Here is a 13,338-nt window from a genome sequence, read left to right as displayed (position 1 = left end):
CGCTACTGCTAAGTTGATAATATACATTATAAAAGTATAGGTTTTCAATAATGCTTTATCACAGTGTAACGATTACAAATCGCAAACAGGAAATTTGCAAAAAATAGTCTTTGTTTTTATTCATTAAAGATTATGGCAATTATAATAACATTAAACAGATTGTTTTATTAAATAACAATGAATTGTTGGCAATATTAAATTCAAATTTTAGGGGGATGTGACATGAGTAAGCTTAATGAAATTTTTGGTTCAAATGTGTTTAATGATTCGGTAATGAGAGAGAGACTACCAAAGGCTGTTTATAAGGCTTTAAGAAAGACTATAGATGAAGGAACCACTCTGGATCCTTCAGTTGCAGAGGTTGTAGCCGGGGCAATGAAAGACTGGGCTATAGAAAAAGGGGCTACCCATTTTACCCACTGGTTTCAGCCAATGACGAATATAACAGCAGAAAAGCATGATTCTTTTATATCACCCACGGCAGATGGTAAAGTTATTATGGAGTTTTCCGGTAAAGAATTGATAAAAGGAGAACCGGATGCTTCTTCCTTCCCTTCCGGTGGATTAAGAGCCACTTTTGAAGCAAGAGGATATACTGCTTGGGATTGTACCTCACCGGCATTTATCAAGGACGGTTCACTATGTATTCCTACAGCCTTCTGTTCCTATACCGGTGAAGCGTTGGACAAGAAAACACCGCTGCTCCGTTCTATGGAAGCTCTTTCAAAGCAGGCAATACGTGTGTTGAGAGCATTAGGTAACACTACAGCAAATAGAGTTATAACTACAGTGGGACCGGAACAGGAATACTTTATAATAGATAAGAAAATGTACGACAGCCGTAAGGATTTAATATTCACTGGAAGAACCTTGTTTGGTGCTAAGGCTCCTAAGGGACAGGAATTGGAAGACCATTACTTTGGAAGCATAAAAGAAAGAGTATCCGAATTCATGAAAGAGCTAGATGAGGAGCTTTGGAAGTTAGGAATATCCGCAAAGACTAAGCACAATGAAGTTGCTCCGGCACAGCATGAGCTAGCACCGATATTTAATACAACAAACATTGCAACGGATCATAACCAGCTTACAATGGAAATTATGAAGAAAGTAGCCCTAAGACATGGACTTGTTTGCTTGCTACATGAAAAACCCTTCGCAGGTATAAATGGATCCGGTAAGCACAACAACTGGTCTATGAGTACTGATGAGGGAGTTAACCTTCTAGATCCGGGAAAGACCCCTCATGAAAATAAACAATTTTTATTATTCCTTTGCGCGGTAATCAAGGCAGTGGACGATTATTCCGACCTGCTGAGAGTAGCGGCTGCAAACCCAGGAAATGACCACAGATTGGGAGCTAATGAAGCACCACCGGCAATAATTTCTATATTCGTAGGAGATCAGCTGCAGGACATACTAGACCAGATTGAAAAGGGAGGAGTAACCAGCTCAAAAGTATCAGACTTGATGGAAATAGGTGTTACTACCTTACCTGCACTTCCTAAAGATACTACAGATAGAAACAGAACTTCACCCTTTGCCTTTACAGGTAATAAGTTTGAATTCAGAATGGTACCTTCATCTGCATCCATAGCTGCTCCAAACTTTACACTAAACACAATAGTTGCAGAGGTTTTAAGTGGTATTGCGGATAGACTAGAAAAGGCAGAGGATGTAGAAACAGAAATAGATAAAATTCTGTTCGAAATAGTTAAAGAACACAAGAAAGTAGTATTCAATGGCAATGGATATTCAGAAGAATGGGTTCAAGAGGCTGAAAGAAGAGGCCTTCCGAATATAAGAACTACTGTTGAATCTATAAAGGCTTTAGTTGCTGAGAAAAATCTTGAAGTTATGGAGAAGCACGGTGTATTAAGCAGGGTTGAAATGAAGTCCAGGTATGAAATTTCCTTGGAACATTATATAAAGACAATCAATATAGAGGCTCTAACCATGCTTGATATGGCTAAGAAGCAGATATTGCCTGCAGTTATCAAGTTTGCTACCAGTCTTGCAGGTTCTATAAATACAATAAAGAGCACAGGTGTGGAAGCAGATATAACAGCGCAGAGCGAGCTTCTTGTAGAAGTTTCTTCACTGACAGCTTCCTTAAAGAATAAGATTAAGGAGCTGGAGACATCAGTAGATAAAGCTTCATCATTGCACGGGGATACCTATGAACAGGCTGCCTTCTGCAGATTTGATGTGTTTGAGAAGATGAATAACTTAAGAAGTGATGCGGACAAGCTAGAAACTATAGTAGATAAGGAAGTTTGGCCATTCCCAACTTACGGGGATATATTATTTAATATATAGTGCATTTATTAAAAGGGGAAAATAAAAAACCTGGCGCAAGCCAGGTTTTTTTGTCAAGGTATAAAATTAACAAATATGTCCTAAGTTTAAAGGTATACATAAATTATAATAATAAAACAAAACGATTACAAATGACAAACAAATAAAAGTAAAAATTTGAAATTTGAAATCAATAATTATATCTGCTATTCTGTATATAATTAATCTTTGATAGGGCGTTAAAATGATATAAATATGGGGGTATTAGAATGTTGAAGGATTTACTTTTTACCATACCTAAGGAAAAGCATTCTGAGGGAGACATAAAAACTATTTTAGGAATGCATCCTGAAATTAAATTTGTATCTTTGGTAGGCATAGATTTATCCGGTAACGATACGGACGAAAAGATTCCGGTAAAGTTATTTTTAGAAGATATAGAAACCTTTTTTAAAGGAGCTATCCAAACAGACGGCTCATCAGTAGTCTTACCGGGCATAGCTACTATTAACAATGCTAAGCTGGATATGGTGGCTGATCCAAATGCAAATTGGTTTGTAGATTATAATTATGAAAATATAGATGAAGAGACTGGAAGACCTGTTGGAACCCTTAGAATTCCATGCTTTTTATTCCATGAAGGTAAGGCTGTGGATTCAAGGCATATTTTAAAAAGTTCCATAGAGTATTTTGAGAAAACACTGTTTGAACTGCTAAAAGCACATCCAAAGGCTTTAGAGGATTATGGAATTACTGTTGATGACATAGAAAAGGTGGTTGCGACATCTGCAACGGAATTGGAGTTTTGGGTTAAGACTCCTAATGATGAAGCGGAGCTGGAAGCTCTGTCTACATCACAGGTTTTACAGGAGCAATACTGGAAGAGGACAAAGGGCAGCGTTAGAACTGCTTTGGAGCAATGTCTGGATCTTATGGGCAGGTACGGTTTAGAACCTGAGATGGGACATAAAGAAGTTGGAGGAGTAAAATCCAAGCTTACTGAAACCGGAAGTCTTACTCATATCATGGAGCAGCTAGAAATAGATTGGAAGTACTCAGATGCTATCCAGGCTGCTGACAATGACTTATTGGTAAGAACCATGGTTAAGGAAGTTTTCAGAAGAAATGGCTTGGATGTTACCTTTATGGCTAAACCTATTGATGGGGTAGCAGGTAGTGGTAAGCATACACATGTTGGGATGGCCATAAAGTTAAAGAACGGAAAGATGATAAATCTGTTTACAGCAACTAAGAAACACTTTTTGAGCATATTCGGCTATGCTTCAGTAATGGGAGTGTTGAAGAACTATGAGGTTATAAATCCTTTTGTATCTGCAACCAACGATGCCCTAAGAAGATTGAAACCTGGCTTTGAGGCTCCTGTTTGCATTGTAACTTCACTGGGCCATACTATAGAAGAACCTTCAAGAAACAGAACCATACTTATGGGACTTATCAGAGATATGGCTAATCCCTATGCTACAAGATTTGAGCTAAGAGCACCAAATCCGCATACAAACACCTACCTTTGCCTTGCTGCTCTTTACCTGGCAATGATAGATGGTATAAAATATGCCTTGACCAACGACAAGACTGAGGATGAGCTGCTTGCTGAACTTTCCAAAAAGCCTGGAGAACCCGCTGACTACTTGGAAAAGGATAGGGCTTACAGGTCTGAAGAGGATGTATTTGAAGACTATTCTGAGGATGAGAGAGATGCATACTTTGGAAAGGCTCCGGCAACCTTGTATGAGAACCTGATAGCCTTTGATAAGTATCCGGAAAAGGCAGGGATATTAAAACAGGGCGGAGTATTAAATGACCTGTTGATAAAGAGCTACAGGTTAGCCGTTGAAAAGAGATGGATTACTGAAATTAACAACAGAATCATCCATAATTATATTGATGAAATAAGAGCCTGTAAAATGCTTCACTGTCCAGAAAAGGCCTTGGACTTGGATATTTCGAACTGGATGACCATAAATGATCTTAGAATATATCTAATGAAGGATACCTACACTAATAAGAGCTTGTTTACAAGAATAAAAGAAGCTTCAATAGCAGGAGACTATGAAAAGGTGTCTCAGCTTCAGATAGAGATGGACATGAAGATGAAGGTATTAAGAGAAATATACTCAGCCTATAAAAAGAATTTGTTAGATATATAAAAGCAGGGGCTGTAGCATTAGCAATCAAACATCGCTAATGCTTCAGCCTTATTTTTTATATATAGAAATTTGAAAGAAATTGAAGAAAAAGAAATATTCCAATAAAGTAGAAAATAATATATAATGTCCTTATGATGCAGTTGGGAGTTGAGTTTTTATGGCGGGTAATTCTAAAATTAACACAATAAAGCAGAATGCTAGATTAAAGCAATTCATAGGGTGGTTAATGGCAATTATGTTTCCTCTGGCAGCAAAGGGTTTGGCAGATATGACGCCCTTAGCCATAATTGCAGTGATTGCCTACTGGCTTTTTGGTGGTATAGTGCTTAGGGGGATAATAGATACACGGTTTCCTTATTTAAATATAAAACTTTACATAGTGAAAAAGGAATTGGCCGCAACTTTAGTTCTTACCGCCGCCGGGATAGTATTATATGTAATCCATTATTCACCACAGCAGAATGATGCTTTAGATATATTATTAGGTTCCTTTATTTTTGTATTAGTAAATAGTATAATTGAACCGTTGATATGGGCCAACATACATGATCTATCCGGCTGCAGAATAAAGATCTTTGGCTATTTAGCGGTGGCTATTAATATATTTCTGATGTATTCACTGTTCTGGTGCAATTATTGCAGATTCTTACCGGTTGACTATCCGGGAAATGCCATCCTGCAGGTGCTGATATTTGGTATCCCTGTACTAATATACGAAAAAAGTGGGGATATTACCATATGGAACCTTCAGCATATATTATATTCAATGGTAATGTTATATGCCGGTGGCTTTGATGGATCAAAACTAATGCAGTTTTAAACTGCTAAATAAAAACGGGAGGAGAAAACACAATGAATCCAATAGCAACAATAAAGATGAAAAATGGGGGAACCCTTAAGGCGGAGTTATATAAAGATATAGCCCCCAATACTGTAAAAAACTTTGTTAGTCTTTGTAATAAGGGTTTTTATAATGGACTGATATTTCATAGAGTTATTCCAGGTTTTATGATTCAGGGGGGAGATCCTGATGGTAATGGAACCGGAGGACCAGGCTACAGCATTAAAGGGGAATTTACTGCCAATGGCTTTAAGAATGATTTAAAACATACAAAGGGAGTATTATCCATGGCAAGAGCTATGCATCCTGACTCAGCGGGAAGCCAATTTTTCATAATGGTAGCAAATGCTTCTCACTTAGATGGACAGTATGCAGCCTTTGGAAAGGTCATAGAAGGTATAGAGGTGGCAGATGCCATTGTGTCTGTACCTACAGACTTCAGAGATAAGCCATATGAAGACCAGGTAATAGAATCAATAACTGTTGATACCTTTGGAGAAGAGCTTGGAGAACCTGAGATTATTAGGTAAAAAGAGGTGGATAGGTTGGATAACAACAAATGTATATTGATATATGGTTTTAATCAAGAAGAAAGAGATATACTACATACTATCAAGGAGCAGGAAGCTTTACCGGAATATAAAAATATTACGGACACAATGACTTCAATGACCTTGAGAAATATCATTGATGGCATAAAGCTGGAATTAGTAAGTAAACCACTTCCTGAGGAAAAGGTTATTATATTTAATAATCTTAGTGATAATGAGTTAGACAGAGCCATCAGATCAATGAGGAGCAGTCTGCAGGCAAGACCAATTTTCGCAGTAGTAACACCCACCTCTATAGATTGGACATTTGCAGACCTGCTGGAACATTTAATAGAGGAAAGAGAATTTTATAGGAATAGGCAGAAACGGGGGACACAGGGTGAGTAGAATAGCAGAAAAGATAAAGTTACTTAGAATCGAGGCTGGTATGAGCCAAAAGACATTGGCCAAGAAGCTAGGTGTAGCAGAAAGCTATATCAATGAAGTGGAAATTGGAAGAAAGATAGTCAATGAGGCTATGATTAACAGACTATCAAAAATATTTAATAAAGACATAAATGATATGTCTATGTCTGTGGAATTAGAAAGTGCTGAAGAAGAAACCATGGAGGAACTTTTCGGCAAGGTTTCAAAGCCTGCTCCGGCAAAAAAGACAGTGTCAGCTCCTGCTAAAGGGGCTGAACTAAATGACACCTGGAGTGGAGCTTTTGCCTCTGTTCTTAAGAGTGTACCGGTGTATGATTACAATCTGACTTCTGTTATAACTACAAAGCTTATGCCTATACAAAACAATAAGGTAGAAGGTTTTGCACAGGATAAGGTGCTTTATATTCAGATAGCGGATGATGATATGCTTGGCTATAGAATGGCAAAAGGAGATCTTGCTTTTTGCCACTATACTTCTGAAGTGGCAAATAATGCTATATGTCTCATTGAACATAATGGCACAAGAGTTGTAAGACAGATTAAAAAGCTGGACAGCAACAAGCTATTACTGCTTAGCAATAGAGGAAGTCTTAAGACTGAAACTGTTGGAGTTAAGGATATAAAGGTTATTGCAAAGCTTGAAAGAGTAGAATTTAATTTGTAAGAAGAAAGAGTACAGGGGCTTCAAGAAGAAACCCTTGTACTCTTTAATATATTTGTTCCAATTTTACATCCTTGTAAAAGGTACCTAATATTGTTTCAAAGCTCATACCCTGCTTTCCAAGTTCTACGGCACCATACTGACTCATGCCTACACCATGTCCAAATCCGCCTCCGTATATAATGAAGTTTTCACCATCTTTTTTTATAGCAAAGAAGGATGAGGGCAAGGAATTTACATTAGTCAGGGCCTTACCGTTAGCACCTAATACGGTGATAGGCATACCTGCATATTCCTCAGAGCATTTTATAGAAGGCCTAATATTTCCGTCTCCGGAAACTTCAACTTCAGCATTTTCGAAAATATAGGAAATTGTTATGACGTTACCTGCTTCTCCCCTCCTTAATATCTTGATGTCTTTAAGTTTAGTTAGGGTAGGTAAGGTCTCATAAGGCTTTCCGTCAACCTTAATGGTCATGAATTCTCTGGCAGATTCCTTAGAATACAGGTTTTCAAGGGTCTTATTCAAGGTTTTGCTAAGGGCATCAGTAGGATAAACAATGTTCCACCTGAAATAAGGGTAAGAACTGTCGTAAGCTCGAATATCTTTTCTGGTGTAGAAGTCCAACCACTCTTCTTCGGTAGAAGGCAGCTTAAAGTCATCGGTTATATAAGAGGAGTACTTCAAATATGGCCTAGGGTCACTGGTACCGTCTGGCCGGAAGTATATCTCATTGTAATTTGCCCCGGTACCGGCAGAGGTAGAGTAATATTTAGCATCAATAGGCATTCCTTCTGAAGTCATTATAATACCTTTGGTCGCCATAACTGCTTCAGTGGTGCTTGGGTGAGCCTGTATATTGTTATATACCTGGCTCTTTTGACTATCATCCACATGGTAGCCCTCTTTTGCAAATCTATTGGCAAGCATATCGGAAATGGCATAGGTTCTTGCAGCTATAGCCTGACACTTCAATGCTTCCAGAGCACTGCTAGCCGGCATTTCTGAAGGCACCACCTTTGTAAGATATTCTTCCAAATCCACTTCATTGATCATTAATAAGTCAGAAGCTGCAGGGGTAATTTCCATAATGCCGCTGTATACCGGTGCCATAGTCTTATCATCTAAGCGCTTCAAAGAATTTACGGCAATTTCGTCACCTTCTATGTACAATCTACTGGAAAATTCTCTGGAGAGCTCATTGATGGTAAGTTTAATTTTACCGTCAGTGGGATCCAAAGAAATCAAGGTTTCAGCCGGTACAACAGTGGAATAATCTTCCCTCTTACTATATATTTTAAGTGGAGACTGGGCAGTCAACTGTATTTTATTATGATAGACACTATCAAAATTGTCAGTAGATATTGCAACTCTTATTGTTGAATAGTCTAATGGAGTCATTATAAAGGTCTTTAGCTCGTCTTTTTTATTTTTATAGATTTTTAAATTGCTTTTTCCTACAATTAGCTTGCTTGCATAACTATAGGATATTTTATTATCTTTATCTATCTGATAGTAATGGGCTTCCTCATTGACTTTCTTTAGTCCGCTAACTTCCAGGTCGTAGCTGTCCTCGGTCTTATACATTACCCTCTCCTGCATGGCATCAACCTTACTGAAGCCATATACCTTAAAAGCATTTCTTTTGAAATTTAAAACAGAATATTTTTCAAAATTGATGGAACCGGTTCTGTACTTTAGGAGTTTTTCTCCTACAAAAAAAGTAGATGTCTTACCATCACACTCAACCAGTACAGCATGCTGAATTTTCCTGGGCCAAAAGAGTATTGTTAATAGTGATGTCAGAAGAATAGCAACGATAAAGTAAAACCTGTTACTCTTAACTCTAATTGCCATAACAACTCCTCCTTAAAAAATGACAGATATTATATAAATATTTTAATTTTCTGAAAATATGCCTATGTATAATTATATAATAAGACTTATGATAAATTCTATCAAGATTTATCAAAAATATATAGTATCTATTAACAAATAACATTAAATGATATATAATCTACATATGGAGATTCGACAAAAAATATAATTTAGGAGGATAAAAATGAAGGGTACGGTAGTTTCAACCTGGATGAAAACCTGTAGAAAGTTATATGGCCACGATATCGTTGATGCAGCAATGGAAGCAGTAGGCTGGGGTAGCAAGAAAATATTTTCTCCCATAGAAAATGTAGAAGATCATCAGGTGGGAGAGGCAGTGGCTAAAATATCAAGAGATGCCAAGGTGGATTTAAAACAGCTTTGGCGGAACATTGGAAAGGATAATATCCAAGCCTTCTACAGAGACTTTCCTGCATTCTTTAAGTACGATAACTTATACTCATTCTTTAAAGCTCTTTTTGATATTCATGTGGAAATGACAAAGAAATTTATTGGAGCTAAGCCACCGCTGGTAGAAATAAATCCTGTATCTTCCAGAAAAGCAATATTTACTTATCAATCCTCCAGAGGCATGTTCGATTACTTCTTGGGGTTAATAGACGGAAGCTGTGAGTTCTTTGAAGAAAAACTTGAAATTGAAGAATTGGAAAAGACGGAAACTTCCTTGAAGTTGATGCTTACCTTTGAAAAAGATATATATTTTAAGAAGAAGTATAGATTCAACAGTATACTGTCCTTAGGATTTATAAAAAGCATACCAGTTAAAAACTCCATATTTACCTTTATAATATCCTTTGCAGTCTTTGTTCCCCTATTTGGCTTAAATGATTTAGTAAAGGCCTTAATAGGAGCCTTCACAGCTGCAGCAGCTACTGGGATTGGAAGTGCTTTGCTAAATAGGCCAAAGACCTTAATCGAAGAGGAACTTGCCAGATTTGCAAAGAACGAGTATATATATGACGGAGATATAGTAACAAAAGACTACTTTGAAGATTTGTACAAGCAGTTGAAAGATTATAAAAAAGCTTTAAAGAGTGACTTTGTTAGCTTTAAGGGCGTAACAGATGAAATGAATACCTTCATAGATAGTATTAATAAGATTTACGCATCTATGAGTCATACCTCAACGGAGATAGCCGGGGTTGTAGAGCAGGTAGCAAGTGGAGCCATAGCGCAGGCAGAGAATACAGAGACTGCTGTATTTAGCTTAAACAACAATATACAATCCCTTAATGCAATAGTAAACAATGAAAATATCAATAAAGATAAGCTGGATGAGGCAATGGCTAAGATCAATAATTCCTACATTAATGTTGAAGGTACCACAAGGAACATTTTGGGGACCCTTAACAGCTTCCGCCAGGTAAAGGATCTGGGAATTAATCTGGAGGGAAAGGTAAACGACATTACAGGAATTGTATCCATAGTATCCAGTATAGCAGAACAGACAAATCTTCTTGCCCTGAATGCTTCTATAGAAGCTGCAAGAGCAGGAGAGCACGGCAGGGGCTTTGCAGTAGTAGCAGACTCTATCCGTAAACTGGCAGAACAATCAAAAGAAGCTGTTGAGGATATAAATTCTAACTTGGCTATATTTGTCAGCGACATTAACGCTCTGGTTGATAGCATTGAGACTCAGTATGATATATTAGAGTCAGAAACAAAAAGTCTAGAAAATGTAAGAAGTATAAACTTTGAAGCTAATGAAGCAATAAAGACTGTAGCGGCCTCAATGACTGAGACAATCAAAGAGCTTAACAAAGAAGCTGAATCCATTGCAGATATTTATAACGGCATAGAATCCTTAGCCGCCATAGCAGAGGAAAATTCAGCTTCATCCCAAGAAGTAAGCTCAAGTGTTGCTACTTATATCAATGAATTGAACAAGCTTATGGATAGTATTCAAGAGTTTAGGAATATTACGGAAGAGTTTAAAACAGGCTTAGGAAAATATAAGATCTAAAACAAATACAAGTGACAAGTGACAAGTTATGGATGAAATTCAGCGCAGCTGAATTTCTTATATTATATATTTTAGGCTTTTCTCAGCTTTGCTGAGAAAAGGTATGCTAAACTTGTCACTCTTAACTTGTAACTAAAGAAGTTGCTTAACAATTTCTTCCAAACAAGCAATAGTCCCTTTCTCAATTGTCAATTGCCCATAGTCAATTGTATTACACTCCTTCCAGATTAAAGGGCGGTATAAATACCTTAGAGGCTGTGCCTTCTTCTTGAATAAAGCCATTTTTAATGCCTAATTCTAAGGCATAATCGATTAATGCTTCGTAGTGGTCCTTCCTTAAAGGCCTATCTATCTCAGGATATAGTGAACTTTTATAATTAGGGGTATATTGATTCATGATACTTATATAAACATCATCACCAAAGTTTTTATAGACGAAATCTATAATTTTCTTTGAATCAAAAAGAAGCCCTGGCAGCATCATATGCCTTACTATAACACCCTTTTGGATTATTCCCCTATCATCAAAAACCGGTTTGCCAACCTGGTCTAACATTTCCCTGACAGCCTTTGAAGCAAACTCAAAATAGTTTGCGGCGTTAGAGTATTTTACAGAATACTTACTATTAAAATACTTTAAATCCGGAAGATAAACATCTATGTATCCTTTAAGAAGTTTTATGGTTTCAACATTCTCGTAGCCACTGCAGTTATATAGAATAGGCAGGGATAAGCCCTTGTCTTTGGCCAATTTAATTGCCTCAATTATTAGGGGAACATAGTGAGTAGGGGTTACAAGATTAATATTCAAAGCCCCTTTATCTTGAAGTTCAATAAAAATTTCTGCCAATCTTTCTATGGATATTTCCTTGCCTACAGAGCACTGGCTAATATCATTATTTTGGCAAAATACACATCTTAGACTACAATTTGAAAAGAACACTGTGCCGGAACCTGCTTCTCCGGATATACAGGGTTCCTCCCAATGATGCAGGGCAGCTCTTGCTACCTTTACTCCTGCACCTGCTCCACAGTAACCAAGCTCTCCTTTTAATCTATTAACACCACAATTCCGTGGACACAACCTACAACTTTCAAGCAAATTCATCATTCTTCATCACCCGAAGATATTATACAGTGGTTAGGCCCTTAGCTGCAATAGTAGAAAATTACGAATCAGTTGCAAGTGATGAGTGACAAGTGGCAAGTGACAAGCGACAAATTGTGGGAAAAATTCAGCTGAGCTGAATTTCTTATATTATATTTTTCAAGCTTTTCTCAGCTTTGCTGAGAAAAGGTATCCTAAACTTGTCACTTGCCACTAAAAAAGAACTATTTATAAACCTTGTTGTGGATATAGAAGAAGGTGCATTGAACGATGAAGATGAGACTTATTACCCCAAAGGATGGATACAGTACTTTTATCAAATTGGCAAAGCCTATTTGGGATACGGGTATGGCCAGCAGCAGTATTAGAACTACAGACCTTTTGTAGGTGATGAAATTCAAAAATTTATTTATTATTGAACTTCTGCAGTAAGAGCCACCAAAGGCTTTGTTTTTATCTGACAGATTCTGCAGCATTTTTGCTACACTAAATACATCGGAAACAACTGTGGAGAACATTTCAAGCCAGATGATAATTAATAGCATTATCTGTATAGCTCTTCCGAATCGGTGTGATATGTATAGCAGGGGTATTTCATACTTATATATGTAGGGAACGTTTAGCATGAGCATGAGGTTTATAGCACCGCAAAGCAGAGTAAGGCCAATAGCTCCAAGAGAGACTCCCCAAATCAAGTTCGAGTTCTTTTTATACTCATCAGTTAATGGAACTAATACACCGGAGCAGCACAGGATATTAAAGCCTGCATACAGCAGTGTGGATAAAAGCCATTGGTTTTTCGTGTAGGGTATAGACTTTAGGTGGCTTAAGCTAATATTATCTTTTGAAAAGGCTAAATATAAAATAAAGATTGTAGAGATAATTAGAATTAAAGCCGGAACGATTAATGAGTTTATGCCAACGAGGCCCTGGGTATCCATCATTAACACAATGAAGGCCAGTATTGCCATAATACCAATCCCTAACCACTTAGACACACCGTAGTATTGGTGCAGTAATGCACCGCTTCCTGCTAATATGATAGCAGTTCCGCTTATAAGGAAAAAACTTGTGAATATATCAGTTATTTGCCCCAGAATACCTGGACTGATGAGCTTGATCAAATCATTATAAGATTTTAATCTGTATTTCGTTGAAATTTTAATAAACATGGAACATACCAGTATGTATATTATTCCACATAGTAGTATTCCTATATAGCTTTTGTATCCGTAGGCTGTAAAAAACTGAGTTATCTCTCTGCCGGATGCAAGACCTGCACCCACAATGGTACCAATAAAGACAGCTGCTATTTGAAAAATACCAGATAAGTTTCTTTTCAACATTAATCCTCCTTGAAAGTTATCCTTTATTAATATATTAAAGATGAAGATAATTAATTATTTTAATTGCGAAGTAAAAGAT

General features: G+C 37.2%; 10 protein-coding genes. 7 read left to right on the top strand and 3 right to left on the bottom strand.

The features are described from left to right. The first annotated feature begins 222 nt into the window (after window positions 1-222). From FHY60_RS16160 to FHY60_RS16135, 6 genes are all read left to right on the top strand, one after another. Window positions 223-2,316 (top strand): glutamine synthetase III family protein, encoded by a 2,094-nt coding sequence (locus FHY60_RS16160; RefSeq protein ID WP_139905991.1) that lies wholly within the window; start codon window positions 223-225, stop codon window positions 2,314-2,316. A 248-nt stretch (window positions 2,317-2,564) separates the two neighbouring features. Continuing rightward, complete coding sequence (locus tag FHY60_RS16155; RefSeq protein WP_139905990.1) at window positions 2,565-4,463, top strand: type I glutamate--ammonia ligase; 1,899 nt, start codon at window positions 2,565-2,567, stop codon at window positions 4,461-4,463. A 157-nt stretch (window positions 4,464-4,620) separates the two neighbouring features. After that, window positions 4,621-5,283 carry a hypothetical protein gene (locus FHY60_RS16150; RefSeq protein WP_139905989.1) on the top strand — a complete coding sequence of 221 codons (663 nt, stop codon included), beginning with the start codon at window positions 4,621-4,623 and terminating at the stop codon, window positions 5,281-5,283. Between the two features lie 32 nt (window positions 5,284-5,315). Beyond that, window positions 5,316-5,834 carry a peptidylprolyl isomerase gene (locus tag FHY60_RS16145; RefSeq protein WP_139905988.1) on the top strand — a complete coding sequence of 173 codons (519 nt, stop codon included), beginning with the start codon at window positions 5,316-5,318 and terminating at the stop codon, window positions 5,832-5,834. A gap of 15 nt (window positions 5,835-5,849) precedes the next feature. Continuing rightward, window positions 5,850-6,242, top strand: coding sequence for a DUF3783 domain-containing protein (locus tag FHY60_RS16140; protein ID WP_139905987.1), 393 nt, complete (start codon window positions 5,850-5,852; stop codon window positions 6,240-6,242). Then, complete coding sequence (locus tag FHY60_RS16135; RefSeq protein WP_139905986.1) at window positions 6,235-6,945, top strand: helix-turn-helix domain-containing protein; 711 nt, start codon at window positions 6,235-6,237, stop codon at window positions 6,943-6,945. Before FHY60_RS16140 ends, FHY60_RS16135 begins: the two co-directional genes overlap by 8 nt. Before the next feature lie 43 nt (window positions 6,946-6,988). Here the strand turns inward: FHY60_RS16135 and FHY60_RS16130 are convergent, their stop codons facing one another. Further along, on the bottom strand, window positions 6,989-8,800 hold the full coding sequence (locus tag FHY60_RS16130) for a SpoIID/LytB domain-containing protein (RefSeq protein WP_139905985.1): 1,812 nt from the start codon (window positions 8,798-8,800) through the stop codon (window positions 6,989-6,991). Window positions 8,801-9,005: 205 nt separating this feature from the next. On the opposite strand from FHY60_RS16130, the gene FHY60_RS16125 reads away from it, so the two are divergent. After that, on the top strand, window positions 9,006-10,805 hold the full coding sequence (locus FHY60_RS16125) for a heme NO-binding domain-containing protein (protein ID WP_139905984.1): 1,800 nt from the start codon (window positions 9,006-9,008) through the stop codon (window positions 10,803-10,805). Window positions 10,806-11,016: 211 nt separating this feature from the next. Here the strand turns inward: FHY60_RS16125 and FHY60_RS16120 are convergent, their stop codons facing one another. Both FHY60_RS16120 and FHY60_RS16115 read right to left on the bottom strand, forming a co-directional pair. Beyond that, window positions 11,017-11,916, bottom strand: coding sequence for a radical SAM protein (locus tag FHY60_RS16120; RefSeq protein ID WP_139905983.1), 900 nt, complete (start codon window positions 11,914-11,916; stop codon window positions 11,017-11,019). 221 nt (window positions 11,917-12,137) lie between these two features. Further along, a complete protein-coding gene (locus tag FHY60_RS16115) occupies window positions 12,138-13,259 on the bottom strand; it encodes a YkvI family membrane protein (RefSeq protein WP_139905982.1) in 1,122 nt (373 codons plus the stop codon). Window positions 13,260-13,338: the final 79 nt, after the last annotated feature.

This window comes from Clostridium thermarum, from assembly GCF_006351925.1.
Lineage (GTDB): Bacteria > Bacillota > Clostridia > Clostridiales > Clostridiaceae > Clostridium_AU > Clostridium_AU thermarum.
This window is presented reverse-complemented; position numbering and strand designations above follow the sequence as displayed.